The organism is Mesorhizobium sp. WSM3860 (assembly GCF_002294995.1).
In the GTDB taxonomy this organism is placed as follows: Bacteria; Pseudomonadota; Alphaproteobacteria; order Rhizobiales; family Rhizobiaceae; genus Mesorhizobium.
Genome location: NZ_NSGF01000013.1, coordinates 121,745 through 145,835, shown reverse-complemented (window position 1 = coordinate 145,835; position 24,091 = coordinate 121,745). Strand labels below are relative to the sequence as shown.

The following is a 24,091-nucleotide window of genomic DNA, read 5'->3' as shown; positions in this document are numbered from 1 at the left end:
ATGGACAAATCGGATTATCACGCCCGCATCGAGGCGCCCGAAATGCGCGACTATGGCGTCTACCTCAAATGCGACCAGCTGCTCGCATGCCAGAAGCCGCTCTCGCAGATGGTCAATGCCGACGAGCTGCAGTTCCAGATCGTGCACCAGGTCGAGGAATTGTGGATGAAGCTCATCGCCTACACGCTGGTCGACGTGCTCGACTATCTGGAGAGGCAGGACACGCACCGCATCGCCACGCTGATGGGCCGCGTGCACCGGCTGGTGCGCATGATGACGGCGCAGCTCGATCTGCTGGAGACGATGTCGCCCAAGGAGTACCAGCAGATCCGTCTCGAGCTCGGTAATGGCAGCGGCCAGGAATCGCCGGGCTTCAAGCTTATCCTGCGCCTGCCGCCGGACCTCTGGCGGGCCTTCAAGCATTCCTATCTCGACGGCCGCGGGCTTTCCGTCGAGGATGTCTATGACGCTCATTACGATCATGGCGATGCCTATGTCGTGGCCGAGGCGCTGATCGAGTTCGACGAGCTGTTCCAGAAATTCCGGGCCAGCCACCTCTATCTCATCCACCGCTCGATCGGTCTCGGCGCCAAGTCGCTGAAGGGCCGCCCGGTGGAGATACTGGAAGGCGGCGCGCGCCACCGCTTCTTCCCCGAGCTCTGGGACATACGCTGCGACATGACCGACCGCTGGGGTGCGGCCTACGGCACCGTGCGCGATTCGATCAGTCATCCGCCGCAGGCGAAGGCGGGCTGAGTCTGGTTCCCCGCGCGAAGCAGGGCAGAGGTGGCGCGGTGTAGCCGCGACCGAGAGGGGCCTCGTAGAGCGTCGAACTTGGGCTGTGGGCTCGCAGTCTGCCGTTCGTCGTGCCATCGCCGGCACTGTCCCCCTCTCCGGCCACTGCGCGGCCATCTCTCCCGCCTGCGGCGGGGGAAGGAAACAAGCACACCCAGGCAAAAAATTCCCGCCGCTGTCGGAATCATTGCCCTTCCTCCGTCCTTGGGGCATCAACCGCTTCAACCGGAGGGACAAACGTGGAAACGCAATCGACCTGGCGGACCGCCGCCATTCTCATCGCTCGCCTGATCTTCGCCGCCGTCTTCGCGATGGCCGTAACCTTCAAGTTCATGGATATGGGCGCCACCGCCGGCTACATCGCTGCCGCCGGGTTTCCGTTCGCGCTGTTTCTCGCCTGGTGCGCGGCGATCCTGGAAGTGCTTTTGGTGATCGCCTTCCTCACCGGCGCCTTCTTCACGCCGGCGGCGCTGGTCGCGGCGCTTTATGTGATCTTCCTCGGCTTTTCATTCCATGGCCCGTCGCACTGGGCCGGCAACCAGGCCGAGTTCGGCTTCTTCGTCGACCATTTTACTTTCCTCGCCGGCCTGTTCTTCGCCGCCGTGCACGGACCGGGCAATGTGCTGGCCGTCCGGCAAGGCTGGCCGGGCAGGTGAAGCGGCCGCCACCTCACATCTGATCGTTATAGGGTTCCTTCATCTGGCCGACCATGCGCGCCAGCTTGGAGAAGGACGGCATGTCCGCTTCCGGCTGGCACTGGTTGGCGAGCTCGAGCAGGCGGATCGGGAAGTTGATGGCGTCGCGATTCGACGCCGATATGCCCTCGGACCGGTCTTCCCCGGTCTCGACAGCCTCGGCCTTGCGCAGCGCGATGTCGATCTCCTCGACCGTCAGCACCCCCTTGCGCACCAGAGTATGGTTGATTGCCGCGACGGCCATCAGCAGGCCCTCGAGTTGCAGGTTGGCGACGTTCATGGCGCTTCCTCCCATTGACCTCGCTTGAAAACGCATGAGCGGCGTTTCCGATCCGGACCGCCTTACGCCTCCATCAGGCGCACGCCATATTCGGCCCAGAGCTGCTTGACCTCGCGGGCGCCCAGCGGCGGCGTCGAGCGATCGCCATAGGAAATGGCCACGGCGCTGAGGTCATATTGGCCGTCGGCCTCGGCGATGAAGCGGATGGCTTCGCCAAGCGGGCGCGAATGGAAGACCGGATCCGCCTGGCCCCGGCCAAGGCTGCGAACGCCTGAAATACCTGCTGGCGCATGCCGCATCCGAAAGACCGATGCCATGGCAGACTTGTCCATGCCCGCTCTCCGCGATTCCCCTTGGGGAATGATTCCATAAGGTCCGGCTAATGACCAGCCCAGGACAACCGGGCACACCAACCCGCCAATATGGGAAAGGCCGGGCTCTGGGCCCGGCCTTCGTCCGCGGCCTGCGCTGCGGCGGCCGTCGGGGCGCGATTGCTCTAGCGGGTCCAGGGGCGAGCCCAGTCGTGGTCGGCGTCCGAGTTGCGCGCCATCGCCATGCCGATCAGCAAGCCGACGAGGCCGCCAAGAACCATGGCAGTGGAAACGGTGCCGGGATTCTGCTGCACGGTTTCGGAAACGCTCTGGGCCTGGCTTCGCAGCTGCCTCGCCGCGCGTGAGGCGCGATCGCTCGCGCCGCCGTAGAATTCAGACGCCCGGTCGGCAGCGCCGCTGTAGAGGCCGGAGGCCCGGTCGGCCGCGCTCTGGTACCACCCTTGCGTCGCACTGGCGGCTTCCTCGGCCTGGTCGGCAAGCGCGCGGTTGAGCCGGGTCACCTCCCGCTTCAATTCGGCGATCTGCTTCCTCATCGCCGCTTCCGAAGCGGCTGAAGATCTGGCGCTGGTGCGCGAAGCGCTGCCGCTGCGGGCAGCGCTGCTGCGGGTCGGATTGCTCCGCTCTGTGCCGCCGCCCTGCGACGTCGAGCTGCCGTTGCGCGCGGCTGCTGCGTTCGTGTCCTTACCCTGGTTGGTTTCATTATCTGCCATGGGTCTCTCCTTGCTGAACTTTGCAACGGCTCACGCCCGACCTTGCAACGGCTCACGTCGGCCATGGTTCCCTTCCAAGCAAAGGGCCGTGGAGTGGAACTCCACGGCCCTCGCGCGGCGAAACCGCCGTGTCTCGTTATTACTTGCCGCAATGATTATCGTTCACCGACGGCGCTGCCGTGCCAGGCGACGTGTGAGTGGCATCCGGCTGGGCGCCCTGCGGCGTCGCCGGGCAATTCCGATCGGCGTTCGAATTCATGCCGTCCGTGGTGATGCTGCCCGTCGTGCCAATATCGGGTGCCATCTGATCAGGCGGCGGATTGGCCGGCGTGGTGGGGTCCACCGTGATGCTCTGGCCGCTGCCCGCCGTGCCGGCGGAACCGCCCGTTGCATTCTGAGCCATCGCAGCCGTAGCCAGACCGATGGTCAGAGCCGATGCCGCAAGAATCTTGGTAAGCATGATCTTCTCCTTCTTGTGCGAGATCGTTTCTCTGTTCGGGAGTCTGTCGCGTCGCGACTAAGGGTGGAACCCGTCGGCCCGGAGCTGGTTCCGACAAAAATTCCTGGAACTTTAAGACTTAGGCCTCAATTTATCGGTGCGCCGAGCGGCGCCGCGTCTGCAGCATAGGGGAACGCCGCCATGCAACTCACTCACCCGATCTTCACGGATGCCGAAGCTACCCGCATCCATCTTGAGGCGCAGCGTTGGCCGCATGGCCCGAACTGCCCGCATTGCGGCAACGCTCGCGCCGACCGCATTACGAAGAAGGAAGGCAAGCCACCGCCTTACCTATCGGCGGATTGGTGGAGCCGGTATCGCCTAAGCAGAAGGCGCGTAAACTAATCCGAATGCGAAAGCGGCGCGGTTAGTCTTCCAGCACTTTGTCCCGGTGCGCCTGCTCCATTACATCATTCCAACTGACTGCATCCCTGACCCTTGTGCGCAAGAAAGGGGCAATCATCCCGTGATGTCTGGCTGGGTCTCCCAACGCTTGCTGCACAAGTTGCTTGGGGATGTGTGTCAGCTTCGTTGTATCCACATAGGACAAATGGTGCAGGAAGCCTGCCTCTTGGATGTCTATCGTAATGGCTAGTTCCCGCGCCTTTCTGAACTGCGGCGGGTCGCTATTGATGAACATAAAGAGATTGGTTTGAGGGCAGATGCAGATACAGAATTTGTCATGCGGATTGGGCAGGAAATCGCAGAATATGCGAATTACCTCCCATTTCTGCATCGATTAAGCAATGCATTGAGTATTCTCGCGAAGTTGAGCCTTCGCGAGGTCAGGGTCTTCAAAGTCGTCGAACCAAAGTTCAACATCCATCTCGTTCGCGGCGCCAGCTTTTGCCCATGCCGCCTCGTATGCGGGATCTTTATGAGAGACCGCCTTCAACTGAGTGAAGGACATCGCTCCGTATTTGTCCAGCGACGCCTGTAGATAGGCTTTGTCGCTTCCGGACAACCGGGGAAAGTCATTCACCCCTTTCGAAAAAACGTGCTGCTTGTTCCCATCAGGTTTAATGTCGAGCCTACCATTAAGCTGATCAACGATCTCGTCTGGGTAGCCAGTATCAGTCTTGAGAAGGTCGCGGATCGCGGAAGGGACAGGGCCATGCTCCATCGCCACATATTTATCGCCGCTAATGGGACGGCCGAAATCGATGAGATGCTCGCGGTCAGCGAAAAACATCACCTTGCCGATGTAGTACTGGGTCAGCCCGGGACGCAGGCTGGCGATGTAGTCGATCGCCTGAATCGCCTTCTCCCAATCAAATTCAAATCGCGTCATGTCGGTGCGCGAACCTCATAATTTGAAGGCTTCATACGCGCAAATTGTGGAAAAATCACGAACTTTCAACGCCCATCAGCGGGTTTGGTTGCTGGCTCTTTGCTTTTCCCGTCTTGATTGCTTTGACCGTCGCCGTCACTTTTGTGCGGTTTCGGCGGCGTCTTTAGCATCCGCTTCAGCTTCTCGTTGAATTTCTTCTCGTCTTCGGCTTGCGAGGGATCCATGGAACCGGCCTTTAAGCTCCTATTGAGCGATGAGCAGCACGCCCAGCTTGGCGAGCTTACCGCTATCATCGGGCAAGTCGACGAAATCCTGATCCGCACCGTTGCCCATCTCTTGACGGTCGAGAGAATGGCGGCGAACCGTATTATGGGGGCAACCAAGATTTCAGACAATGCCGGGATATGGTCAGAGCTAGTCAGAGCCAAGACAACCGATGAGAAAATCCTATGGCTCGTCTCTCACGCCATGGTGGAAATCCAGTCTGTATCGGCCGCCAGAAATGACTTCGTCCATGCCTGGTTTCAGATGGTCAGACGCGATGGCGCGTGGGCTGATGGTGTATGGAAAGAAGGTGTCTGGTGTGACGGCGTTTGGGGCGACAAAGCCGTTCTTGAGGCGCGCCGGGTCAAGTCCGACAAACCGCGCCCTCTCTCAGAATTGCCGATTGTCAGGGATCGGGCCGCACGGCTTTCCTGTCTCGTTGCTCATATATGGCATTTGCTGACAGAGGCGCCGGCGACAAATTCGCCATGGCTCGAAAGGCTCGCGCCAACACTTCCGCCTCGTCCGAAGTCGGATGGAACTCCACGTCAGGGAAAAGGGCAGAAAGCCCGGCCTCAAGCATAGCGGGCGTCACTTCAATGACTGCCATGGATACATTCCCGGAAGATGAAAAACGATGGTTTATGCACATCGGCTATTTGGCTCAGAATTGGGCCGGTGTCGAAACAACCTTGGACGGCATAGTCAGGCAATTGCACGTCCATTACGGCGGACAGAAGTTCGAACTGACGCCGCCCCAGGCTTTCAAGAGGAAGCGTACGTTCATCCGCAAGGCGTTCGCCGACCGGCCTGAGCTAGCTGAGCATACAGGATGGCTAGAGACCCTTTTGGCTACCGCAACTCGCCTTGCTGAGATTCGACATTGGGCACTGCACGGCGGCTGGGTGGCAGAAGGCTCAACCACCGTAACTCTTAACCGCTATAGCAAAGACGATCCTCTCAAATGGGAACAACAGAAGTTCACCTTGGACGAGCTTTATGCAGCCGGCGAGGAGTGCGCAGGGCTAGTGCTCATGCTCACTTGGTTTGGGCAAGTTGCCTTCGGCATAATGACGAAGGAACAGCTCATAGAGAGCCTCGGCGAACTCGGTAGCAAGATCGGGGTTCCCCTCCCAAGCGATGATCCTGCGGACTAGCTCCCGCTTGAATTCCTCTGATTTGTCGGCGCCAGCCTGTCCTAGCTTTTCTATCGAAAGAACCATGTTCGGGCACGTATACAATTAGGAAAAGTTACCTAATATGTTACTTCCCGTACCCAAGGTCAACAGGAGCGTGCTATGAACGCGCACGTTGATTTCCGGGATGAGTCGATAGCCTCGCTCTTCCCCTTGGACCTATCGGGTGAAGTCGTGGCGCTTCGTGCCAGCATCGATGCAGGCCGCTCGGGTTCCGGCGTTTACGCCGTGGCCGGCGTAGCTTTCACCTATGGTCGCGCCAAGCGAGCGAATAAACATTGGCAGCGCCTAATGGACGGTCGCACCTTCCACATGACTGACCTAAACGCGCGAGAAGGAGACTTCGCGGGTATAAGCGATACCGACAAAGACAGAATTATGCGGGGCATCGTAGAAATAATAAGGAATAACGCTTCGCACATAGTATGCACTTCGTACGATGATGTGCTGATTGCAGAGAAGTTCCCGAAAGACTCAAATAATGTGAAGGCGGCAGATAAGTTTTTATACAAGGCGTTTAAAAAGCAATATGGACCAATGATTCACATGTGCATGTGGGCATTAGGTGATTTCGCAAACGGTGGAACCGATACTGGTAACCATATCTCATATGTGCTTGAAGCTGGCGATGATGGTCAAGGTGGATTTATTGAATATATTCATAATTTGCTTAAAAGATCAAAATCTCACCCGGTGTATAAGTATGTTCTAGAGCAATATTCTCTGTCCAGGCTTGTTGCGACACCCAAAGAAGAGATGGAAGGGATCTTCCATGCTGCGGATTTTGTGGCGTGGGAATGGGCGCGCCATATCGAGGACAGAAGGAAAAAGCTGCCTGTTAGAAAGTCGTTTGAGGCTTTGACGAACAAGATTCCGGCCGCCGAAGATTATTACGGCTTCACTCTTGGTGACCGTAGCAAGCTTTTCTGCCGGCATTATGCCGAAAAGCACGCCAATCGACTTGTAAAATTCCTTCGGGAGACTGCGGAAGCCAAGTCGGAAGCGGACCTTCAGGCCGCTAACGCTCATTGGGCCGAGACGCGCTTTTGAGAAGCTTGCCAACGACCTTTTCGAATGACGCGCCGCTTTCATCTGCCTCAAGCTCCCGAGCGGTTTGTTTGAACCGCTCGGACTGCTCTTTCTGGCTAAGTTTTTTGGCCTTTTTTGCGGGCGGCTTTCGGGCGGTATTTTGATGGTCGCCAGATGCCATAGGGTACCTCACCTCGCACTAGTCGTTTCATAGGTGAGCCGCTTGCCAACGACACCCGAAAGGATGCTGGCGGCGCGCGCCTCGTCGTTCACGCCAAGAGCTACGCGGCGATTATAGCGGAAGTCGAACTCGGCGAGATAGCGGTGAAGGTGCTTCTCCGCACAATGCTGGTAGGTGCCGCGCATGCCGCGCTTGAACACCGAAAAGTAGTTTTCGATGGTGTTCGAATGGATGACGTCACCGCCTTCGTAACGGACGTATTCGCCAGCGGCGTGCTTGGTGGTGCCGTGGCCGGCGAAGTGATTGCCCATGCCCGAGTAGAGGCGGCTTTCGTCGGTGTAGAGCTTGCTTTCGCGGGCGACATTGGCGGTCACCAGCGAGGCAACGTTGTGCTGGTTGGCCTGAATGACATGGAAGGTGCGGACAGAACCGCCGCGCTCGACAAGACCAAGGATCGCGCGCTTGTTGCTGGTGCCCGGCTTGCGCTTCAACAGTGGGCGGCCCTTGCGCTGTGCGGACGGCGACTGGTCGCTTGCCTTTCCGTAATAGGCTTCGTCGGCCTCGACGATCTTGCCGTTGCCGCCGAGCGGGCCAAGGTTACCCTCGCGCATCGCCTCACGGATACGGTGCGAGATGAACCAAGCGGTTTTCAGGGTTACGCCAAGGGTGCGGTGAAGCTGGTTGCTCGAAATGCCCTTCTTCGACGAAGCCATGAGGAAAATAGCCTGCAACCAAAGATGCAGCTTCACATGGCTGGCCTCGAAAACGGTGCCGACCTTCACAGTGAAAGGCGCACGGCACTGGTAGCACTTGTAGGTGCCGATCCGGGTGCTCTTGCCCTGCATCTTGGAAATGCGGTCGGTGCCACCGCAATGCGGGCAAACCGGACCATTCGGCCAAATCCTGGCTTCAACCCAGCGGTACGCTGCGGCTTCGTCGTGGAACTGGCGGTCAGAGAGAACGGATGACATGGCGGCTAACTCCTTATGCCACCTTTATAAACCTTCGATTTGGGTACGGCAAGTAAAATATTAGGAAAAGTTACCTAAGATGGTTGCCAGGTGAGGGCAGCTCTGCTATGATTTTATCCATGGTGCTGATTTGCGCCAACGACCCGCCGCCCGGCGGGTTTTTTGTGGTTCCTCAGCTTGGTAGCTTCGCCACTGGCGGGATAGCACCACCCCTCTGGCCTCCCGGCCATCTCCCCCGCAAGGAGGGGGATTGGATGTCGCGCAGGCTTTCGCCAATCACCGATGTTTGGAAGAGCGGCGCCAAGGCCGATGCTGCTGATCTCGCCTCTTGCGGGGGAGACGTCCGGCAGGACAGAGGGGGGTGGGCCGGAACTCGACCGTTCCAGTTGAATCCAATTTGCGGAAGTCCTGCATGCCACGCTTTGCCACCATCATCACCGGCGACGACGGCGCCGAAATCGTCAGCGCCATCGGCGAGTTCGAATCGTTCGGCGTGCCGCCCCGCACAGGCCGCGTCGAGCCAGTCGCGCCGGGTGTGCGCATCGGCATGGTGCGCGGCGGCGCGGTCGACGCCGCTGGCGGCTTCGGCTTTCCGCGCCAGGGTCTTGGCCTTGTGGATGTCAGCGCCGCCGCCGCGAGGCTCAAGGCAGTGGTAGCGCGGGCGCCGAGGCTGCCGATCTCCCCCCAAATGGAGGAGATGTCCGATAGCACAGAGCGGGGCGCAGTCCCGCCGACCTCGCCAATTGGCTTGGCTGCATGCAACCGCGCGGCATCGCCAAAGCCAAACCGCGCCAAGCCGCGCAAGAAGCCGGCGCGCAAGGCCGCCAAGGCGCGTGCGCTTCGTTCCGCCGGAACGTCGGTAGCCGATGCAGCCGCCAATGGCTGACGGCGCAGCCAAGGCGCGGCGCAAGAGTGCCGGCGCCCGAACCGCAAGAGCGAAGCCTGAGCCGGCCACCGCGCCGATAGCCCGCCGCTCGAAAAAGACGCTGGGCGACGATTTCGCCGCCGCGCTCCGTGCTGATTTCCGCGCCCATGGCGCCGGCGTCATCGCCGCGGTAAGGGCGGAAAAGCCCGATCAGTATCTGAAGGTCGTGCTGACGATGCTGCCCAAAGAGTTCTCGCAGGGTCTCGATGCAAACCAAAACAGTCTCGGCCAATTGAGCGATGAGGAGATCCGCAGCCGCATCCGCGGCCTCGAAGCGAGGCTGCGGCCGTTCCTCGATGATAGAGACCTATCTGGTGCTGCTCGAGGAGATGGATCGGCGCCGTCAACGTAACCTTCTTGCTGCCTACAGGCCGTACGAAAGGCAGGCCGAGTTCCACGCGGCGGGGGCAAGAAATCGCGAGCGCCTGTTCATGGCCGGCAACCAGCTCGGCAAGACCAGGGCAGGGGGCGCCGAATGGGCCATGCACCTCACCGGCCGCTATCCGGACTGGTGGACGGGCAAGGTGTTCGACACGCCCGTCCGGCTCTGGGCCGCCGGGGTGACCGGTGAAGGCACGCGCGACAATCCGCAGCGCGTTCTGGTCGGCCCACCGCAGCAGCAGGCCGCCTGGGGCACCGGCATGATCCCGGCCGATGCGATTTCCGGCACGGTGATGGGCCGCGGCGCGCCGGGGGCGCTGGACAGCGTGGTCGTGCGCTGGGGCGGTGGCGGTGACGTGCAGGCGGGCGAGAGCGTGCTCTCCTTCAAGAGCTACGAAAAAGGCCGCGAGAAATGGCAGGGCGAGACGCTGCACGGCGTCTGGTTCGACGAGGAGCCGCCGCTGGACATTTATTCCGAGGGTCTGACCCGCACCAACGCGACGAGCGGGATAACGATCGTGACGTTCACGCCGCTGTTGGGGATGAGCGATGTGGTGCTGCGGTTTTTGACGGCGGAGGCGGTTCAGGGCTTGGGTTCCTCGCCCCCGCAAGGCAGGGGGGAGGTGGCCGCGGAACGCCCGGCGAGGGGGTCTTCGTAGGGCGACAAGCTTTACGAGTAGCTTTCCGCTCTTGCCTCGAAAGCCGGCGCTGCCCCCGCTCCGTCGCGGCTTCGCCGCGCCACCTCTCCCCCACTTGCGTGGGGGCGAGGAACCGCAGCTTCGCGAAACCGCGTCGAAACCATGATTTGCGATTCCGCTGTGGCCGCAACCGAAGGTCGAGTAGCTTTCGGCCGCGATCCGGAGCCGATATGCGACCTATACCGAACCTGCTTCTTGCCTGCGCGCTGCTCTCGGCCTGCTCCGCCTCCAGTGGCGACTGGCGCGCCGATGCGATCGCTTCGGCCGAAGCCAAGATGCGCGGCCTGATCAACGATCCGGCGGCGACCTTCTCGCATGTGTACCTTACCGGCGACAACGCGACCGGCCAGACCTGCGGGGTCGTCAGAAGCGGGATCTTCACCAAGGAAGCGCGATTCATCGTCTATATCGACGGCGCCGGCCCCTATGTGGAACCGGGCCTTGGGCAGTCGATGTCGCAGGCCGACTTCGATTGGGCCTGGAAGAACGACTGCGTCAACGAAGGCTACAAGGGCTGAGCGCCGCTTCCTCCTCCCACAAGAGAAAAGGCCACCCCTGTCAAAACGATTTCCACCGCTTATGGTGCGCGAACGCGCTCGCGCGATTTGCACGCCGTAAGGGATTTCGGAAATGTATATCGGCCGTTCCTATAAGTTGCTGGACTTCGCACTCTGGTCGCGGCGCAGCGTCATCTACATGGTCGTAGTAAGCGGCTTGGCGGTTGCCGCCTATCGCTTTCCGGCGACTGCGGGGTTTTCCGTGCCATGGTCGATCGTGCTGGTGCTCGGCACCACCGTCTCGCTCGTTGCCGGCTTCAAGAATTCGCAAGTCTTCACTCGCGCGAACGAGGCGCTGCAGGCCTTTTCGCAGATCACCGCCAGCAGCCGGATGCTGTCCGGTTTCTCCCGGGATTTTGCGGATGCCGCAACGGCCAGGCAGCTCATCTATCGCCATCTTGCCTGGCTGACGGCGCTGCGCTTTTCGCTGCGGCGGCCGATGCCGTGGGAATCGCTGGCGAAGGCAGCCAATATCGAGTTCCGGCGGCGCCGCTATCACATCCAGGAGGACAACACGTCGCTTGGCGACGAACTGCGCAGGCTGCTGGGCGAGGAAGCCGAAAGCGTGCTGAAATCGCCGCAGCCGGCAATAGAACTTCTCGACAGGCAATTGGCCGAGATCAACGGCTTGTTGAAGAGGTCAGCCGTTCCGACGCAGGTCTATTCCGAATTGACCAAGCTGATGCGCGACTTGCACGACCAGCAGGCGCGCTGCGATCGCATCAAGAACAATCCCTATCCTCGGCAATACGCGATCGTCAGCTCGATCTTCATGATCATCTTCTGCAGCTTGCTGCCGTTCGGCATTGTGCCGGTCTTTGCCGAGATGGCCAGGCTTGGCGGCGCGCTCGGCGTCGTTGCGATCTGGCTGACCATCCCGTTCAGCGCGCTTCTGGGCTGGGCCTACATGTCGCTCGACCAGGTCGGCGAAAGCAGCGCCAATCCGTTCGAGGGCAACGCCAACGATGTGCCCATCTCGCAGATCTGCCGCGACATCGAGATCGAGCTGCGCCGGGGCCTTGGGGAGGCCGCGCTTCCCGCGCCGCTGGCGCCGGTGAATGACATCGCGACTTGAAGGCCCCCGGTTCCTCGCCCCGCGCGAAGCGGAGGGAGGAGAGGTGGCCGCGGAGCGGCCGGAGCGGCCCTTCGCAGGAGGATAGGCGCGACGAATAGCCTGCCGCTCTTGCATCACAAGCCGGCGCTGCCCCGCTCCGTCGCGGCTTCGCCGTGCCACCACTCCCCCACTTGCGTGGGGCGAGGAACCGGAATTGAAAAGCCGGATGAGGCCGGATCAGGGATATTTGCTGCCCGCAAGCTGCCTGGCGCGAGCCTTAGGATCGGTCGCTTTCCGGGTGAGGGGTTGGCACCATATTCTTTCGTCGCCCGTAATCTGATTGAACCACACATTGCATACTTTGTTCGGAGTGTCTGGAGCACAGACTTTGTGTTGGTGCCCATTGAGATCGTACATCCTGCAGGTCTGCTTGCTGGTGTCATAAGGCACATTCGACTGGCAGGCTGAGGCGCTCGCGGCAATGGCCACGACGATTGCTATGCGGATCATGTATCTCCCCCCCAATTCATCAGCAACATCGCATTGATGAACAGTATTATCAACGGCGATATTTTGCCGTGGCAGATAATTGCGGCAAGCTAATATGTCCCGACACGTCACCTTCATGACCATCGACGATGCCGGGCACTATTCGCCCGAGCAGCGCGCCGAGATCATCGCCGCCTATCCCGAGCATGAGCGCGAGGCGCGCGCGAAAGGCATCCCGGTTCTCGGCTCCGGCCGCATCTTCCCGGTGGCGGAGGAAACGATTGTCTGCGACCCGTTCAAATTGCCGCGCTGGTGGCCGCGCATCGGCGCGCTCGATTTCGGCTGGGACCATCCCTCGGCGGCGATCGAGCTTGCCTGGGATACCGAGGCCGACATCGTCTACGTGACGAAGGCGCACCGCGCCTCTCAGCAGACGCCGGCGATGCAGGCGCTGGCGCTGAAGGCCTGGGGCGAATGGCTGCCCTTCGCCTGGCCGCGCGACGGTCGCCGCGAAACGCTGGAAGGCGCTGGCGTGGCGCTCGCTAAGCAATATGCCGCGCATGGGCTGAACATGCTGACCAGCCACGCCCGTTTCCCCGACGGCTCCGTCTCGGTCGAGGCCGGGCTGATGGACATGCTCGACCGCATGCAGTCCGGCCGCTTCAAGGTGTTTTCGACGCTCCACTCCTGGTTTGAGGAATTCAGGTTGTATCGGCGATTCTACTGGGACGCCGTGTCCGGCGACGAGCTCCCCGACGGCGTCGACTATGCCGTCTTCGATTTCGCCGTGAACAGCGGGCCGGGCAGGGCGGCGAAATATCTGCAGGCGGCGCTCGGCGTCGCCCAGGACGGCCGCATCGGCCCGGCCACGCTCGCCGCGGCCCGGGCGAAACCAGCCGGCGTCGTCATCGACATGCTTTGCGATGCCCGGCTTGCCTTCCTCCAGCGGCTGCCGACCTGGCCGACCTTCGGCAACGGCTGGCGCGCGCGCGTCGCCTCGGTGCGCTCCGAGGCGCTGCTCATCTCGGCGCAGCCGGAGGCGCCGCTTCAATCCTCGTCGCGAGCGCCGGTCTCTGACGCCACGCAGCCGCCCATCAACGCGTCTGGCGACGACAGCGCCCCGCCGGCTGTTTCGCAGCCATCGCCCCGCAAGGCCGCCGGCGTCCTCGCTCTCGTCGCGCTGGCACTCGGCTCAGCCGCTGCCTGGGCTGCGCATCTTCCCTGCAATCTCTTCGGAGTGTTCTGCCAATGATTGCCGTCATCATCCGCATCGCGCTGCGTTATGCCGCCGGCGTGCTCGTCGCGCGCGGCCTGCTGGGCACCGGCGACGCCGAGGCGCTCTCGGCCGATCCCGACATCCAGATGGCGCTCGAAACCGCCCTTGGCCTGGCGCTCAGCGTCGCCGCCGAGGCCTGGTACGCGCTCGCCCGCAAATTCCATTGGTCGAAATGAGGTAGCAAAATGGTCGAGGTCTTTACCGAACTCATTCGCCACGCATTCCCGTGGGTCATCGGAGTGCTGCTCCTGATCGCGGCGCTCGTCGTGTGGTGGCTGGCATGACGGCGCTCTTGTCGTTCCTCTCCGGCAATCCGGCGATTCTGAGCATTCTGGCCTCCTTCATTGCCGCACTTGGTTGGGGCTTTCACCAGAGGCTTGCCGGGGCGCGGGCCGAGCGCAACCGGCAGGCGGCCAGCGAGGCGGCAGCCCGCGATATCACTGACCAGGTCGACAACGATATCGGCGCGCTGCCTGCCGGTGCGGTCAAGAAGGAGCTGAAGTCATGGGCAAAACCCTGATTGCCGCCGTGTTCGTCGCAGCGCTCTGCGGCTGCACCACCGCCAAGGGCGGCTTCTGCGCGGTTGCCTCGCCGTTGCGTCTTTCCGGCAAGGCCGTCGAGACCCTGTCGGACCAGGAGGCGAGGGCGCTTCTCGCCCACAACCGCAAGGGCGAAAAACTCTGTGGCTGGAGGCCCTGATGCACGACATCTTCGACCTGCTCGGCGTCAAGGGCCAAGTGGTGGCCGCCGGCCTCGCCGGCGGGGTGCTCAGGGCACTGTCGCGCCATCGCTACAAGTTGCGCGAGATGATCGCCTCGCCGATCTGCGGCGCCTTGGCCGCCGCCTATCTGACGCTGCCCGTGGTCGCTTGGGTTGAGGCGAGCGGCCTGCCGATGCCCGACGCTGCGGACGACACCACCACTCTAGCCGCCGCCTTCCTCATCGGCGTCTCGGCCATGTGGATTTCGGACATCGTGTTCGAGGTGGTGGTGCGGCGCTTCAGGCCAGCACCAGAAGAATGAGCGGCGCGGGATTCCGGCCTGCCGATCGATCCCGATCATTGGCGACATCCGCCGGCAAGAATTCTGCCAATCGCGATGAACCAATTCGCCTGGCCATGCGACGCATCGGTGCAAATGAACACCCGTGTATCCATGGAGATTTTCGATGCCTGCAATCCTTCGCAACGCGCTTCTCGCCGCCTTGGCCGTATCCACCCTGGGTGGATCCGCGATGGCCGGCCAGCAGATCTACGAATGCGACAACACGCCGACCAACAAGCTTTGGGCCGGCCGCTGCTGCGGCGTCGGCGACGCCAACTGCCTGGGTGGTGAGAGCCATGGCCATGACCGGGGCAATCCCGGCCGGGGCAACAATGGCGGCGGCGACAACGGCAAAGGCGATAAAGGGCCCAAGTGAAGCTGGCGCTCAGCTCCGAGGCTCGCCGGTTTGCCCGACCGGCGAGCAATCGGCGTAGACCCGGGCGCCGCGTTCGGTTGCGTTCCCTGCCAGTCGCCCCTTTCCAGGCGCCTTTCCCAGCCGCTTGAGCGGCTGGAAGAAGCAGGCCACAATCCCCACTTATGGAGAAATCCAAAGGAGGTTTGACATGGCTTCTTCCGAACGCGCGGTCCTTGCCGGCGGTTGCTTCTGGGGCATGCAGGATCTGATCCGCCGCTTCCCAGGCGTGATCTCCACCCGTGTCGGCTACAGCGGCGGCGACGTGCCGAACGCAACCTACCGCAATCACGGCACCCATGCCGAGGCGATCGAGATCGTCTTCGATCCGGCCAAGACCAGTTTCCGCACGCTGCTCGAGTTTTTCTTCCAGATCCACGATCCGACGACCAGGAACCGTCAGGGCAACGATGTCGGCATGAGCTACCGCTCGGCGATCTTCTACACCAGCGACGAGCAGAAGCGGGTGGCCGAAGACACCATCGCCGATGTCGACGCCTCAGGTCTCTGGCCAGGCAAGGTCGTCACCGAGCTCGCTCCGGCCGGTCCCTTCTGGCAGGCCGAGCCTGAACATCAGGATTATCTGGAGCGCTATCCCAACGGCTACACCTGCCATTTCGTCCGGCCGGGCTGGAAGCTTCCCGTCCGCGAAAAGGCCGCCGCATCATAAAAAAGAGGGCTGTGTGTCAGCCCTTCATTCAGGATCACGCCCGCCGTGCCGACAGGCATGGCGGGCTTTTTGCGTTCCGGGCGCAAGCTCGCACCTCCCGGCAGGCTCCGGCTGGAACAGTGACCTCAGCCCTTGGCTCGGCGGTTCTCGTTTTCGTGGCCGCCGATCCAATGGGCTCGGATGCGGTCGCTGGCTTCAAGGTAAGCCATGTCGATGAGATAGGTCAGAAGCTTTTCGCCATCGGCCTCAGCCTTCTGGCGAAGCTCGCGCAAGATCCCCTGCGCAAACTGCAGGTTTTCCATTTTGCTCGGCTGGTCCATCGGTGCCCCCAATGTCTGCGTGGAAGTTTGGCTCACTATACTTGTACGAAGGTTGGCGTCTCACTCGCGGCCAGGCTGCGCCCGGTTGCACCTGCGCTCGATCAATGAAGTTGTTGCACATCGCGCGAAAATGTCGATATTTTACGCCCCCAATCGGATGGCGACCATGCACGAAGACGAGGGCAGCACTCCCGACAAGCTGCAAGCCATGCTTGACGTGATTGCCAGGAGCGAGCCCGCGAGCGGGAGCGGACAGGTCGATCTCGGCAGGCTGCAGGCCGATGCCGTCAAGGCCGCCAATGTGCTGATCGAATTCTATGGCGACGCCGCCCTCGAGCGGGCCAAGCTTATCGAGCGCCGCTCGCCCCACTCGCATTTCGCGCGCTTGGTGGCGGCCGAGATCGGCAGGCGCGGCAGGCTTCCGCCCAGAAGCTAGCCCGGAACCCGGCCGAGAAACCGACAAGGATCGCCTCAGGACGATTTGCGCCTCCTCGATTTCTCGCCAAGCCTTTGCTGGATCTCTTCCTGGATGTTGTCCAGCAGGTAGGAAAGCATGTCGTGCCCGATCGACTGCGCGATTTCCCTGGCCTGCTCGACATGGTCATGGATTTCGCGCAGCGAGTGATCCTCGCCCGCGGCATCCTGCGTCAGGTCGATGAACCAGCCGGGATAGAGCGCTGCCTCGCCCATGTCATCGACATAGCACTGGCCGACGGCAAGGATCTTGCGCAGCCCCATCTTTTCCGAGCGGACCTTGTAAACCTCGCGGAAACCTGACCTGCGCTCGATCGCCTTGCGGATCGCCAGCCGAACCCGCGGCCGATCGTCCCGCTCTATGCTTTGCATAGACCGTTCCAGCGGCGCGCCGTGCGAGAACTCCTCGAGCGTCAGGTCGAAATAAGCGGACAGATTCGCGTCCCCATAGACGCGGTCGCGCTTGATGTCCCAGGTCCAAAACCCGTCGATCGGTGGATACCGCATATGCACGTTGCGGCCGCGTTGAGGCGCCAGTGTCATGAAAACCGCCCCGTTCGGTTTCAAGATTCGCCAGTACTATGTCGCAAAACCAAAGAGAAACAAAGGTGGGTTTTTCTACAAGGCAGGAAAATCATTGGGCGTACCGCTTGCTTGCATAGCTTGGCCGTAGTTAGCATCATCAGAAATACGGATAGTGAAAAATGTTCTCTCGGCGAAACAATTTTCATTTCCCTGTCGCAGCTGAATCCGAACAGTTTACGCGAGAAGGAAGCTTTCGAATTTAAGACAGCCTCAAAAGTTGTATTCGCCCGGACGCGACGCCGATGCTGGACATTCTATCCATCTTTTAAGGCCGGCGCGGCAATGCTGGTCTGTTGCCTGAGCCGCGCCGGCCGAAGCGGCCTCCAAAAAGGTTTCGCCGCGCCGGGGATGCTAGCGGCCGCTGCCGCGCCGGCAAACCGACCGTTGGTTGAAAATGCCCGACTTCCAGAAGAAGACAAGGCCCTCGCTGTCAGCGCCGGCCATTTCAGGGCATATTTGCCGGCTCGCTGCACCCATCCCCCCTTTCTCTGCGACTTAAGGCTTACTGTCACTCGGCATTTAGGCTGATTTGCGATACGGCTCCCGCCCGGCCTCCGGCTCGCCATCATCGGCCGCCGACTCAGCGACGGTCCGGTCATGCTCGAATTGGCGCGCCTCGGGCAGAGGATGCAACCACTGCTCGCGTCGGCCGATCCACAATTCGTAGCTGGGCTCCAGCCCTTCCGTCGGCACGACATCCAGGCTGCCGATCATCACCTCGGCCTCGTCCTCGCGGACCGACGGCAAGCGGCTGCCGCAGGTTGGACAGAAGCTTCGCCCGCCATAGGTGCTGGTGATACCCTCGCATTCGAATGCCTCACGCGGCCATATGGCAAAGGCCTGATACGCCGATCCGCTGGTCTTGCGGCAGTCCTTGCAATGGCAAAGTCCGACCCTCAGCGGCTCGCCGGCCACCCGGAACTGGACACCGCCGCATAGGCAGCTGCCGCTACGCATGACATCGTTGGACATGGCCGTTCCTCCTGCAGCCGGGACATTGGTGTCACCATCCGCTACAATTCGCATGCTGCCTCAACTGTTCCGCACCGCGGTCGCAACGTCGCTCAACCGGGGAAGTCGAAGACCGGTTCCTCGCAGCGGTAGACGCGGCATGGACCGTCACGGGTCGGAACCGAGACCGACATCGGGACTTCCGGCCAGTCGCACTCATTGCCGAATTGGCGCACGAAACGATCATAAGTATTGGCCCCTGTAGTCAGCACCGCGGCATGCCGGCGCTGGATCAGCGCCTGCGTCTCGCCGCAGGTCATGGCGCGTGTGTCGGGCCGCGCATCGGCGGCGCCCGCGGTCCATAATATCGTGCCGGCAACAAGGGCGGTCGTAAGGCTTTTCATGGAGGCGCCAGCTTTCAGTGATGGCTTTTGCGGTACGAATATGGCTCGCTGCCGGAACACCGCAAGGCTTTTGAGCAGCAAGACGACGCCGATGAGGTTGTCTGCGCGACCGGCCTTGTCGCGCTCGGACGGACGGCGAGGCGGCGGTCAGCGCGACGTCGGTAAGAACCCGGTCAGGCATTCTGGCCTCCGTGTCCGCCGCATTCCAGGCAGATCACACTGTGTCCCGGACAGCTCAGCCGGTGCGTTCCTTCCGGGCAGCAATGGCCGTTGGAGGCGACCCAGCGGGCGCAAATGAAAACTTTCCTGGCGCCATGGCAGCGCCGGCATTCCGCCGAGGGCATCAGATTCTCGTTTGGCGAGACGCGATGCTCCGCTTCAACGACCGCGTTCATCCATTTAGTCCCCAACGACTGGATTGTCGGCCCTGTTTTTCGCAAGACATTACATTAGCTATCCGAGATATAAAAGCCCCGGACGGATGACGAAAGTTTCATCCCTCGACGCTTCCCCTTTGCGCTGCCCTTGCTAAAGCTCCTCTGGCAAAAAGCGCCCGAGCAGATTCCGCCGGGCGATGGCAGGCAACGGGATCTTCCGGCAATGACATGGACCGGCGCGGGTGCGCTTTTCATCCTGGTAGCTACCTATGCCGGCGTTGCGGTCGGGCGCATTCCGGGCTTCAGGCTGGATCGCGCCGGCATCGCGCTGCTCGGCGGCGCCGCCATGATCGCCATCGGCGCGATCGGCATGGAGGATGCGTACCGCGCCATCAATTTCGACACGATCACGCTTTTGCTGGGCATGATGATCGTGGTCGCGCATCTGAAGGTGTCGGGAGCGTTCCGCGCGCTCGGCGGCTTCGCCATTGAGCATGCGCACGCGCCCTTCATGCTGCTCGTCATGGTCACGCTTCTGACCGGTGTGCTTTCGGCCTTCCTGGTCAATGACGCGATCTGCCTGGTGATGGCGCCGATCGTCGTCCACGTCACCCGCGTTATCCGGCGCAACCCGGTGCCATATCTGATCGCCACCTGCACGGCCTCCAACTGCGGCAGCGTAGCCACCATCACCGGCAACCCGCAGAACATGGTGATCGGCGCGCTCTCGGGCATTTCCTATCCGGACTTCACGGCGGCGCTCGCGCCGGTGGCGCTGTTCGGCCTTGTCGCCGTCATCGTCATCGTTCGCATCGTCTACCGCGGCGAATTCTCTCGCCCCGCCGAGCTCAGCCCAGAGGTCTATCGCGGCCGCATGCTGCCGGGACAGGTGCTGAAGGCGACCATCGTCTGCGTGGTGCTGGCGATCGCCTTCTTCGCCGGCGTGCCCGTCGCCAAGGCGGCGCTCATTGCCGGCGCTTTCCTGCTCGTCACCCGCGCGATCAAGCCGCACCGCATCTACCGTGAGATAGACGGCCCGCTGCTCTTCATGTTCGCCGGACTGTTCGTCGTCGTGGCGGGCGCCGAGCGCGTCCTGCTCACCCCCGAAATGATCGCCTGGGCGAAGAATATGGGCCTCGACGATGTGTGGCGGCTCTCCGGCTTCACCGCAGTGCTTTCCAACATCATGAGCAACGTGCCCGCGGTGCTGGCGCTGAGGCCCTTCATCCCGGGCCTCGAAAACCCCCAGCGCGCCTGGCTGATCGTGGCGATGAGCTCGACGCTCGCCGGCAATTTCACGCTGCTCGGCTCAGTCGCCAACCTCATCGTCGCGGAGCAGGCGAGGGCGGCGGGCAAGGAGCTGTCTTTCGCAGCTTTCTTCAAGGTTGGTTTGCCGCTCACCTTGCTGACGCTTCTTGCCGGCACGGCCTGGCTGGCTTTCACCTCCTGATTTTAGACTTTCCGCCCCCAAAAAAATCTATCGCTGACATCTATCGAATCGATTGCGCAAACGTTTCGATCGCTCTATTGTCTGGCTGATCCGTCGAAGAACGGACGGGAAACGCGTCTAAGGGAGGAGCGCTTGCGGGCACTCCGTAAGAGCCGTTATGCCGACAATGGCTGAGGTCGCGCGCCGCGCCGGCGTCTCGGTTTCGACCGTCTCGCATGTCGTCAACCGCACGCGCTTCGTCTCGCCCGAGAAGGCGCAGCTCATTAACGACGCCATCGCCGCCATGGGCTACCAGCCCAACGAATTGGCGCGGTCGTTGAAAGTCGCGTCGACCAACAGCGTCGGGCTCGCCATCTCGGCGATCTCCAACCCTTATTTCACCGACATCATCTGCGCGGTCGAAGCCGAATGCGCGCGCCTCGGCCTCATGGTGTTCCTGTCGGATACACAAGAAGACCCCGACCGCGAGCTTCAGGTGGTGCGTGCCTTCCACCAGCGCCGCGTCGACGGCGTCATCCTAGCGCCGTCCGGCTCGCCCGAGCGCGCGATCGCTTATCTCGCGGACAAGAGTGTTCCCTGCGTCCTGATCGACCGCTTCGCCGACGACCGCTTCGATCAGATCGGCGTCGAGAACGAGACCGCGATGCGGGCGCTGATCGATCACGTCGCCTCCTTCGGCCACAGGCGCATCGGCTACATCGCCGGCCAGCCGGGGCTCGCCACCACGCGCGAGCGTGTCGAAGCCTTCGGTGCCTCGCTCGCCGCCAACGGACTTGAATGCCTGCCGCACTATGTCTCGCCGGAGAATGTCGACACGGCGAGCGCCACCGCGTCGACGCATGCGATCCTGTCGCTGCCGACACCGCCCACCGCATTGGTCACCGGCAACAACATGACAACGATCGGGGCAGTCCGCGCCATCCGCGAGAAGGGTCTTTCGATCCCGCGCGACCTCTCGCTGGTCGGCTTCGACGACTTCGAATGGGCCGACTGCTTCGAGCCCAGGCTGACGCTGGTCGAGCAGCCTTGCACGGAGATCGGCCGGCAGGCGGCGGCGCTGCTCAGCGAGCGCATCGCCAACAACGTTGCCGCACCCCGCGCCGTGCGCCTTCAGGCGACGCTCCAGGCCCGCCAATCCTGCGCGAGGCCGGCCCAAACGAGGCCTGCATGAGCGCGCCGCTGCTTTCCGTCACCGGCGCCGTAAAGCGCTTCGGCGGCGTACAGGCGCTGCGCGGCGTCGATTTCGACTTGAAGGCCGGCGAGATCCACGCACTGCTCGGCGAGAACGGCGCCGGCAAGTCGACGCTGATGAATCTTCTGTCGGGCGTCCACACGCCGGACGAGGGCGAGATCCGGATCGACGGCAAGCCGGTCCGGTTCAACAATCCGCGCGAGGCGCAAGCGGCCGGCATCGCCACCATCTTCCAGGAACTGGACCTCGTGCCCTCGCTCGACGTCGCGGCGAATCTCTTCCTTGGCCGCGAATTGATGCGGCCGGGCGGCATGCTTGACGTGCCGGCTATGCGCCGCGAGGCGAAACGGCGGCTGGAAGCGATCGAGCTCGCCATCGACCCGGCGCGGCTGGTGGCCGATCTCTCCATCGGCCAGCGCCAGGTGGTGGCGATCGTCAAGGCGCTGTCCTATGCGTCGCGCGTGCTGATCATGGACGAGCCGACGGCGGCACTCACCGTCGGCGAGGTCGAGCGCCTGTTCGACATCATGCGCAAGCTCGCCGCCACCGGCGTCGGCATCGTCTATATCTCGCACCGGCTGGAGGAAGTGCCTGATATCGCCGATCGCGTCACGGTGATGCGCGACGGCCGCGTCGCCGGTATCACCGAGCCGCACGCGCCGCAGGCCGAACTGGTGCGCCTCCTGGTCGGGCGGCCGCTGGACGAGCTTTACCCCGAACGCGCGAAGAGCGCCGGCAAAACCCTGCTCAGATTGAAGGATGCCAGCTTTCGGCTCACCCGCGAAAGCGCCGGCTGGCAGCCGCCGAACGGCATCTCGCTCGAGGTCAGGGAAGGCGAGATCGTTGGCCTTGCCGGCATCATGGGGGCGGGGCGCACCGAGCTGCTCTCCGCGCTCTACGGCACCGGCCTTGCCGGCCGCTGGCAGGGCGAGCTCGCTGTCGACGGCAGACCGGTGAAGCTCGAGTCGATCAACGCGGCGCGCAAGGCCGGAATCGCCTTTGTCACCGACGACCGGCGCGGCAGCGGCCTTATGCTCAGGATGGCGGTCGGCCTCAATCTGGTCATGTCGGTGATCCGCCGCATCTCGCCGGCCGGGCTGATGTCGCCGCGCCGCCAGGCGGAGGCCGTGCGGCAATCCTTCGGCCAGTTCGACATCCGCCCAAAGAATCCGGACATCGCCGTCGGCGCGCTTTCGGGCGGCAACCAGCAGAAGGTGGTGCTGGCGAAGGAGATCCTCGGCAACCCGCGGCTGTTGCTGCTCGATGAGCCGACGCGCGGCGTCGATGTCGGCGCCAAGGGCGAGATCTATGCGCGCCTCAGAGCCCTTGCGGCGCAGGGGCTGGGCATACTGGTCGCCTCCAGCGAGATGCCGGAGCTGATCGGGCTCTGCGACCGGATCGTGGTGCTGCGCCAGGGGCGCGATGTGGCGGAATTCAATGGCGGCGTCGACGAGCACACCGTGCTTGCCGCGGCAAACGGCAGGGAGGCCTGATGTCGGACCAGAAGATTTCGGTGGCGGCCTCCACGGCGGCTTCAAGCCCGGCGGCGCCCGCGGCGTCCAAGCATCGCGTCGACCCGCTGGCCATCATCGTGCGCTTCCAGAGCCTGATCGGCTTGGTCCTGGTGGCGATCGGCGGCGTCATCTTTTCGCCCCGGCGCCATGGCGAGATCCTGTTCCTCAACCCCGACAACATCGCCAACATCGTGCGTGCCGTGTCGGAGACCGGCATCATCGCGATCGGCATGACCTTCGTCATCATCACCGCCGGCATCGACCTGTCGGTGGGCGCGGTGCTCGGTCTCTCCGCGGTCGTCACCGCCACCATGATGATCTCCGGCGGCTTCGGCCTCATCGCCACCATCCTGGCCGTGCTGGTCATGGGCACCGTCTTCGGCATTGTCCAGGGCACGATTTCCACACGCTTCCGGCTCGAGCCCTTCATCGTGACGCTCGCCGGACTGCAGGCGGCGCGGGGCCTCGCGCTGGTCGTCTCCGGCAATCAGTACATCAATATTTCCTATGGTGACGGACCGGGCCTGGCACCGCCGGTGTTCGCCGTGCTCGGCGAGCGCCTGTTCGACAACACCGTGCCGGTGGCGACGATCGTCTTCATCATCTTTGCGGCAATAGCCACCATCGTGCTCAACACCACGCGCTTCGGCCGCTATGTCTATGCCGTTGGCGGCAACGAGCGCGCCGCGCGCATTTCCGGCGTGCCGGTGTCCATGGTGAAGATCTCTGTCTACGCCATCACCGGCTTTGCCTCGGCGCTTGCCGGCATCGTCCATGCCGGCCAGTTCAACTTCGGCAGCGCCAATGACGGCATGGGCTATGAGCTGACGGCGATTGCCGCCGTCGTCATCGGCGGCACCAGCCTGTTCGGCGGCGCGGGCTCGATGGTCGGCACCGTCGCCGGCACCATCATGCTCGGCGCTCTCGCCAACATCCTTCAGCTCAACAACATCACCCCCGCCATGCAGTTGCTCGCGACCGCAGCGATCATCGTCCTGGCGGCAGTGCTTCAATCCCTCGTTCGCCGCCGCGAGGGTTTGGGACGATAGGAGGCCGGCGGCAGCATTCCCCAAAAG

Annotated in this window: 34 protein-coding genes and 1 pseudogene; 23 read left to right on the top strand and 12 right to left on the bottom strand. The window is 62.5% G+C overall.

Annotation, left to right across the window (positions count from 1 at the left end; genetic code table 11):
- Together CK220_RS20695 and CK220_RS20690 are read left to right on the top strand one after the other, a co-directional pair.
- A complete protein-coding gene (locus CK220_RS20695; RefSeq protein WP_095813298.1) occupies positions 1 to 756 on the top strand; it encodes a tryptophan 2,3-dioxygenase family protein in 756 nt (251 codons plus the stop codon).
- 278 nt (positions 757 to 1,034) lie between these two features.
- Positions 1,035 to 1,451, top strand: a complete 417-nt coding sequence (locus CK220_RS20690) for a DoxX family protein (RefSeq protein WP_095813297.1) — start codon at positions 1,035 to 1,037, stop codon at positions 1,449 to 1,451.
- A gap of 13 nt (positions 1,452 to 1,464) precedes the next feature.
- On the opposite strand, the gene CK220_RS20685 is transcribed toward CK220_RS20690, so the two are convergent.
- The 4 genes from CK220_RS20685 to CK220_RS20670 all read right to left on the bottom strand — a co-directional run bounded on the left by CK220_RS20685 (position 1,465) and on the right by CK220_RS20670 (position 3,272).
- Positions 1,465 to 1,770: a hypothetical protein gene (locus tag CK220_RS20685; protein WP_095813296.1), complete on the bottom strand. Its 306-nt coding sequence runs from the start codon at positions 1,768 to 1,770 to the stop codon at positions 1,465 to 1,467.
- 62 nt (positions 1,771 to 1,832) lie between these two features.
- A complete protein-coding gene (locus CK220_RS20680; RefSeq protein WP_095813295.1) occupies positions 1,833 to 2,102 on the bottom strand; it encodes a hypothetical protein in 270 nt (89 codons plus the stop codon).
- Between the two features lie 164 nt (positions 2,103 to 2,266).
- On the bottom strand, positions 2,267 to 2,812 hold the full coding sequence (locus CK220_RS20675) for a hypothetical protein (protein WP_095813294.1): 546 nt from the start codon (positions 2,810 to 2,812) through the stop codon (positions 2,267 to 2,269).
- 139 nt (positions 2,813 to 2,951) lie between these two features.
- Positions 2,952 to 3,272, bottom strand: coding sequence for a hypothetical protein (locus tag CK220_RS20670; protein ID WP_095813293.1), 321 nt, complete (start codon positions 3,270 to 3,272; stop codon positions 2,952 to 2,954).
- Positions 3,273 to 3,452: 180 nt separating this feature from the next.
- On the opposite strand from CK220_RS20670, the pseudogene CK220_RS20665 reads away from it, so the two are divergent.
- A pseudogene (locus CK220_RS20665) lies at positions 3,453 to 3,590 on the top strand (transposase); the annotation flags it as partial.
- Between the two features lie 88 nt (positions 3,591 to 3,678).
- Here CK220_RS20665 and CK220_RS20660 read toward each other — a convergent pair.
- The 3 genes from CK220_RS20660 to CK220_RS31990 all read right to left on the bottom strand — a co-directional run bounded on the left by CK220_RS20660 (position 3,679) and on the right by CK220_RS31990 (position 4,826).
- Positions 3,679 to 4,047, bottom strand: coding sequence for a hypothetical protein (locus CK220_RS20660; protein WP_095813292.1), 369 nt, complete (start codon positions 4,045 to 4,047; stop codon positions 3,679 to 3,681).
- A gap of 3 nt (positions 4,048 to 4,050) precedes the next feature.
- The gene (locus CK220_RS20655) at positions 4,051 to 4,602 is read right to left on the bottom strand and encodes a Panacea domain-containing protein (RefSeq protein WP_095813291.1); all 552 of its coding nucleotides are present in this window, start codon (positions 4,600 to 4,602) and stop codon (positions 4,051 to 4,053) included.
- Between the two features lie 65 nt (positions 4,603 to 4,667).
- Entirely contained in the window at positions 4,668 to 4,826 is a 159-nt protein-coding gene (locus CK220_RS31990; RefSeq protein WP_176479146.1) for a hypothetical protein, read from the bottom strand.
- On the opposite strand from CK220_RS31990, the gene CK220_RS20650 reads away from it, so the two are divergent.
- The 3 genes from CK220_RS20650 to CK220_RS20640 all read left to right on the top strand — a co-directional run bounded on the left by CK220_RS20650 (position 4,825) and on the right by CK220_RS20640 (position 7,112).
- Positions 4,825 to 5,451 (top strand): hypothetical protein, encoded by a 627-nt coding sequence (locus CK220_RS20650; protein WP_095813290.1) that lies wholly within the window; start codon positions 4,825 to 4,827, stop codon positions 5,449 to 5,451. The genes CK220_RS31990 and CK220_RS20650 overlap by 2 nt on opposite strands.
- A gap of 14 nt (positions 5,452 to 5,465) precedes the next feature.
- Positions 5,466 to 6,023 (top strand): hypothetical protein, encoded by a 558-nt coding sequence (locus CK220_RS20645; protein WP_141245183.1) that lies wholly within the window; start codon positions 5,466 to 5,468, stop codon positions 6,021 to 6,023.
- A gap of 141 nt (positions 6,024 to 6,164) precedes the next feature.
- Positions 6,165 to 7,112 (top strand): hypothetical protein, encoded by a 948-nt coding sequence (locus CK220_RS20640; protein WP_095813288.1) that lies wholly within the window; start codon positions 6,165 to 6,167, stop codon positions 7,110 to 7,112.
- Positions 7,113 to 7,280: 168 nt separating this feature from the next.
- Here CK220_RS20640 and CK220_RS20635 read toward each other — a convergent pair whose 3' ends face one another.
- Complete coding sequence (locus tag CK220_RS20635) at positions 7,281 to 8,243, bottom strand: IS1595 family transposase (protein ID WP_095813287.1); 963 nt, start codon at positions 8,241 to 8,243, stop codon at positions 7,281 to 7,283.
- Between the two features lie 412 nt (positions 8,244 to 8,655).
- On the opposite strand from CK220_RS20635, the gene CK220_RS20630 reads away from it, so the two are divergent.
- The 12 genes from CK220_RS20630 (at position 8,656) to msrA (ending at position 15,748) form a co-directional block, all read left to right on the top strand.
- The gene (locus CK220_RS20630) at positions 8,656 to 9,129 is read left to right on the top strand and encodes a hypothetical protein (RefSeq protein ID WP_095813286.1); all 474 of its coding nucleotides are present in this window, start codon (positions 8,656 to 8,658) and stop codon (positions 9,127 to 9,129) included.
- Positions 9,122 to 9,520: a hypothetical protein gene (locus CK220_RS20625; RefSeq protein ID WP_095813285.1), complete on the top strand. Its 399-nt coding sequence runs from the start codon at positions 9,122 to 9,124 to the stop codon at positions 9,518 to 9,520. The genes CK220_RS20630 and CK220_RS20625 overlap by 8 nt, the downstream gene beginning before the upstream one ends.
- Complete coding sequence (locus tag CK220_RS20620; protein ID WP_245429303.1) at positions 9,465 to 10,208, top strand: terminase family protein; 744 nt, start codon at positions 9,465 to 9,467, stop codon at positions 10,206 to 10,208. Before CK220_RS20625 ends, CK220_RS20620 begins: the two co-directional genes overlap by 56 nt.
- Positions 10,209 to 10,417: 209 nt before the next feature.
- Positions 10,418 to 10,765: a hypothetical protein gene (locus tag CK220_RS20615; protein WP_095813283.1), complete on the top strand. Its 348-nt coding sequence runs from the start codon at positions 10,418 to 10,420 to the stop codon at positions 10,763 to 10,765.
- Positions 10,766 to 10,877: 112 nt separating this feature from the next.
- On the top strand, positions 10,878 to 11,879 hold the full coding sequence (locus tag CK220_RS20610; RefSeq protein WP_095813282.1) for a bestrophin family ion channel: 1,002 nt from the start codon (positions 10,878 to 10,880) through the stop codon (positions 11,877 to 11,879).
- 583 nt (positions 11,880 to 12,462) lie between these two features.
- The gene (locus CK220_RS32935) at positions 12,463 to 13,599 is read left to right on the top strand and encodes a glycosyl hydrolase 108 family protein (protein ID WP_348629672.1); all 1,137 of its coding nucleotides are present in this window, start codon (positions 12,463 to 12,465) and stop codon (positions 13,597 to 13,599) included.
- Positions 13,596 to 13,799, top strand: coding sequence for a hypothetical protein (locus tag CK220_RS20600; protein WP_095813281.1), 204 nt, complete (start codon positions 13,596 to 13,598; stop codon positions 13,797 to 13,799). The genes CK220_RS32935 and CK220_RS20600 overlap by 4 nt, the downstream gene beginning before the upstream one ends.
- Positions 13,800 to 13,903: 104 nt before the next feature.
- Entirely contained in the window at positions 13,904 to 14,143 is a 240-nt protein-coding gene (locus tag CK220_RS20595) for an ABC transporter permease (protein ID WP_095813280.1), read from the top strand.
- Positions 14,128 to 14,322 (top strand): hypothetical protein, encoded by a 195-nt coding sequence (locus CK220_RS20590; protein WP_095813279.1) that lies wholly within the window; start codon positions 14,128 to 14,130, stop codon positions 14,320 to 14,322. The genes CK220_RS20595 and CK220_RS20590 overlap by 16 nt, the downstream gene beginning before the upstream one ends.
- Entirely contained in the window at positions 14,322 to 14,645 is a 324-nt protein-coding gene (locus CK220_RS20585; protein ID WP_095813278.1) for a hypothetical protein, read from the top strand. Before CK220_RS20590 ends, CK220_RS20585 begins: the two co-directional genes overlap by 1 nt.
- Positions 14,646 to 14,790: 145 nt before the next feature.
- Positions 14,791 to 15,042 (top strand): hypothetical protein, encoded by a 252-nt coding sequence (locus CK220_RS20580; protein ID WP_095813277.1) that lies wholly within the window; start codon positions 14,791 to 14,793, stop codon positions 15,040 to 15,042.
- 187 nt (positions 15,043 to 15,229) lie between these two features.
- A complete protein-coding gene (gene msrA / locus CK220_RS20575; RefSeq protein WP_095813276.1) occupies positions 15,230 to 15,748 on the top strand; it encodes a peptide-methionine (S)-S-oxide reductase MsrA in 519 nt (172 codons plus the stop codon).
- 125 nt (positions 15,749 to 15,873) lie between these two features.
- On the opposite strand, the gene CK220_RS20570 is transcribed toward msrA, so the two are convergent.
- Positions 15,874 to 16,068: a hypothetical protein gene (locus tag CK220_RS20570; protein ID WP_095813275.1), complete on the bottom strand. Its 195-nt coding sequence runs from the start codon at positions 16,066 to 16,068 to the stop codon at positions 15,874 to 15,876.
- A 166-nt stretch (positions 16,069 to 16,234) separates the two neighbouring features.
- On the opposite strand from CK220_RS20570, the gene CK220_RS20565 reads away from it, so the two are divergent.
- A complete protein-coding gene (locus tag CK220_RS20565; RefSeq protein ID WP_141245181.1) occupies positions 16,235 to 16,504 on the top strand; it encodes a hypothetical protein in 270 nt (89 codons plus the stop codon).
- 35 nt (positions 16,505 to 16,539) lie between these two features.
- On the opposite strand, the gene CK220_RS20560 is transcribed toward CK220_RS20565, so the two are convergent.
- The 3 genes from CK220_RS20560 to CK220_RS20550 form a co-directional block, all read right to left on the bottom strand.
- Positions 16,540 to 17,085 carry a hypothetical protein gene (locus CK220_RS20560; RefSeq protein WP_095813273.1) on the bottom strand — a complete coding sequence of 182 codons (546 nt, stop codon included), beginning with the start codon at positions 17,083 to 17,085 and terminating at the stop codon, positions 16,540 to 16,542.
- 561 nt (positions 17,086 to 17,646) lie between these two features.
- The gene (locus CK220_RS20555) at positions 17,647 to 18,099 is read right to left on the bottom strand and encodes a GFA family protein (RefSeq protein WP_095813272.1); all 453 of its coding nucleotides are present in this window, start codon (positions 18,097 to 18,099) and stop codon (positions 17,647 to 17,649) included.
- Between the two features lie 92 nt (positions 18,100 to 18,191).
- Positions 18,192 to 18,482 (bottom strand): hypothetical protein, encoded by a 291-nt coding sequence (locus CK220_RS20550; RefSeq protein ID WP_095813271.1) that lies wholly within the window; start codon positions 18,480 to 18,482, stop codon positions 18,192 to 18,194.
- A 600-nt stretch (positions 18,483 to 19,082) separates the two neighbouring features.
- Between CK220_RS20550 and CK220_RS20545 the strand changes: the two genes are divergently transcribed.
- The 4 genes from CK220_RS20545 (at position 19,083) to CK220_RS20530 (ending at position 24,064) form a co-directional block, all read left to right on the top strand.
- Positions 19,083 to 20,309, top strand: coding sequence for an anion transporter (locus tag CK220_RS20545; protein ID WP_095813270.1), 1,227 nt, complete (start codon positions 19,083 to 19,085; stop codon positions 20,307 to 20,309).
- A gap of 157 nt (positions 20,310 to 20,466) precedes the next feature.
- The gene (locus CK220_RS20540; protein ID WP_095813269.1) at positions 20,467 to 21,480 is read left to right on the top strand and encodes a LacI family DNA-binding transcriptional regulator; all 1,014 of its coding nucleotides are present in this window, start codon (positions 20,467 to 20,469) and stop codon (positions 21,478 to 21,480) included.
- Entirely contained in the window at positions 21,477 to 22,994 is a 1,518-nt protein-coding gene (locus tag CK220_RS20535; protein ID WP_095813268.1) for a sugar ABC transporter ATP-binding protein, read from the top strand. The genes CK220_RS20540 and CK220_RS20535 overlap by 4 nt, the downstream gene beginning before the upstream one ends.
- A complete protein-coding gene (locus CK220_RS20530; protein ID WP_095813267.1) occupies positions 22,994 to 24,064 on the top strand; it encodes an ABC transporter permease in 1,071 nt (356 codons plus the stop codon). Before CK220_RS20535 ends, CK220_RS20530 begins: the two co-directional genes overlap by 1 nt.
- Positions 24,065 to 24,091 lie beyond the last annotated feature (27 nt).

What these genes read in the sequence shown, in the direction of transcription:
- CK220_RS20650 (WP_095813290.1), top strand. Translation starts at nt 4,825, where the DNA reads ATGGAACCGGCCTTTAAGCTCCTATTGAGCGATGAGCAGCACGCCCAG.
- CK220_RS20695 (WP_095813298.1), top strand. Translation starts at nt 1, where the DNA reads ATGGACAAATCGGATTATCACGCCCGCATCGAGGCGCCCGAAATGCGC.
- CK220_RS20550 (WP_095813271.1), bottom strand. Translation starts at nt 18,482, where the DNA reads ATGAAAAGCCTTACGACCGCCCTTGTTGCCGGCACGATATTATGGACC.
- CK220_RS20595 (WP_095813280.1), top strand. Translation starts at nt 13,904, where the DNA reads ATGACGGCGCTCTTGTCGTTCCTCTCCGGCAATCCGGCGATTCTGAGC.
- CK220_RS20585 (WP_095813278.1), top strand. Translation starts at nt 14,322, where the DNA reads ATGCACGACATCTTCGACCTGCTCGGCGTCAAGGGCCAAGTGGTGGCC.
- msrA (WP_095813276.1), top strand. Translation starts at nt 15,230, where the DNA reads ATGGCTTCTTCCGAACGCGCGGTCCTTGCCGGCGGTTGCTTCTGGGGC.
- CK220_RS20680 (WP_095813295.1), bottom strand. Translation starts at nt 2,102, where the DNA reads ATGGACAAGTCTGCCATGGCATCGGTCTTTCGGATGCGGCATGCGCCA.
- CK220_RS32935 (WP_348629672.1), top strand. Translation starts at nt 12,463, where the DNA reads ATGTCCCGACACGTCACCTTCATGACCATCGACGATGCCGGGCACTAT.
- CK220_RS20610 (WP_095813282.1), top strand. Translation starts at nt 10,878, where the DNA reads ATGTATATCGGCCGTTCCTATAAGTTGCTGGACTTCGCACTCTGGTCG.
- CK220_RS20685 (WP_095813296.1), bottom strand. Translation starts at nt 1,770, where the DNA reads ATGAACGTCGCCAACCTGCAACTCGAGGGCCTGCTGATGGCCGTCGCG.
- CK220_RS20655 (WP_095813291.1), bottom strand. Translation starts at nt 4,602, where the DNA reads ATGACGCGATTTGAATTTGATTGGGAGAAGGCGATTCAGGCGATCGAC.
- CK220_RS20530 (WP_095813267.1), top strand. Translation starts at nt 22,994, where the DNA reads ATGTCGGACCAGAAGATTTCGGTGGCGGCCTCCACGGCGGCTTCAAGC.
- CK220_RS20545 (WP_095813270.1), top strand. Translation starts at nt 19,083, where the DNA reads ATGACATGGACCGGCGCGGGTGCGCTTTTCATCCTGGTAGCTACCTAT.
- CK220_RS20565 (WP_141245181.1), top strand. Translation starts at nt 16,235, where the DNA reads ATGCACGAAGACGAGGGCAGCACTCCCGACAAGCTGCAAGCCATGCTT.
- CK220_RS20635 (WP_095813287.1), bottom strand. Translation starts at nt 8,243, where the DNA reads ATGTCATCCGTTCTCTCTGACCGCCAGTTCCACGACGAAGCCGCAGCG.
- CK220_RS20660 (WP_095813292.1), bottom strand. Translation starts at nt 4,047, where the DNA reads ATGCAGAAATGGGAGGTAATTCGCATATTCTGCGATTTCCTGCCCAAT.
- CK220_RS20580 (WP_095813277.1), top strand. Translation starts at nt 14,791, where the DNA reads ATGCCTGCAATCCTTCGCAACGCGCTTCTCGCCGCCTTGGCCGTATCC.
- CK220_RS20625 (WP_095813285.1), top strand. Translation starts at nt 9,122, where the DNA reads ATGGCTGACGGCGCAGCCAAGGCGCGGCGCAAGAGTGCCGGCGCCCGA.
- CK220_RS20560 (WP_095813273.1), bottom strand. Translation starts at nt 17,085, where the DNA reads ATGACACTGGCGCCTCAACGCGGCCGCAACGTGCATATGCGGTATCCA.
- CK220_RS20670 (WP_095813293.1), bottom strand. Translation starts at nt 3,272, where the DNA reads ATGCTTACCAAGATTCTTGCGGCATCGGCTCTGACCATCGGTCTGGCT.
- CK220_RS20630 (WP_095813286.1), top strand. Translation starts at nt 8,656, where the DNA reads ATGCCACGCTTTGCCACCATCATCACCGGCGACGACGGCGCCGAAATC.
- CK220_RS20675 (WP_095813294.1), bottom strand. Translation starts at nt 2,812, where the DNA reads ATGGCAGATAATGAAACCAACCAGGGTAAGGACACGAACGCAGCAGCC.
- CK220_RS20620 (WP_245429303.1), top strand. Translation starts at nt 9,465, where the DNA reads ATGATAGAGACCTATCTGGTGCTGCTCGAGGAGATGGATCGGCGCCGT.
- CK220_RS20535 (WP_095813268.1), top strand. Translation starts at nt 21,477, where the DNA reads ATGAGCGCGCCGCTGCTTTCCGTCACCGGCGCCGTAAAGCGCTTCGGC.
- CK220_RS20640 (WP_095813288.1), top strand. Translation starts at nt 6,165, where the DNA reads ATGAACGCGCACGTTGATTTCCGGGATGAGTCGATAGCCTCGCTCTTC.
- CK220_RS20600 (WP_095813281.1), top strand. Translation starts at nt 13,596, where the DNA reads ATGATTGCCGTCATCATCCGCATCGCGCTGCGTTATGCCGCCGGCGTG.
- CK220_RS20645 (WP_141245183.1), top strand. Translation starts at nt 5,466, where the DNA reads ATGACTGCCATGGATACATTCCCGGAAGATGAAAAACGATGGTTTATG.
- CK220_RS31990 (WP_176479146.1), bottom strand. Translation starts at nt 4,826, where the DNA reads ATGGATCCCTCGCAAGCCGAAGACGAGAAGAAATTCAACGAGAAGCTG.
- CK220_RS20540 (WP_095813269.1), top strand. Translation starts at nt 20,467, where the DNA reads ATGCCGACAATGGCTGAGGTCGCGCGCCGCGCCGGCGTCTCGGTTTCG.
- CK220_RS20615 (WP_095813283.1), top strand. Translation starts at nt 10,418, where the DNA reads ATGCGACCTATACCGAACCTGCTTCTTGCCTGCGCGCTGCTCTCGGCC.
- CK220_RS20555 (WP_095813272.1), bottom strand. Translation starts at nt 18,099, where the DNA reads ATGTCCAACGATGTCATGCGTAGCGGCAGCTGCCTATGCGGCGGTGTC.
- CK220_RS20590 (WP_095813279.1), top strand. Translation starts at nt 14,128, where the DNA reads ATGGGCAAAACCCTGATTGCCGCCGTGTTCGTCGCAGCGCTCTGCGGC.
- CK220_RS20570 (WP_095813275.1), bottom strand. Translation starts at nt 16,068, where the DNA reads ATGGACCAGCCGAGCAAAATGGAAAACCTGCAGTTTGCGCAGGGGATC.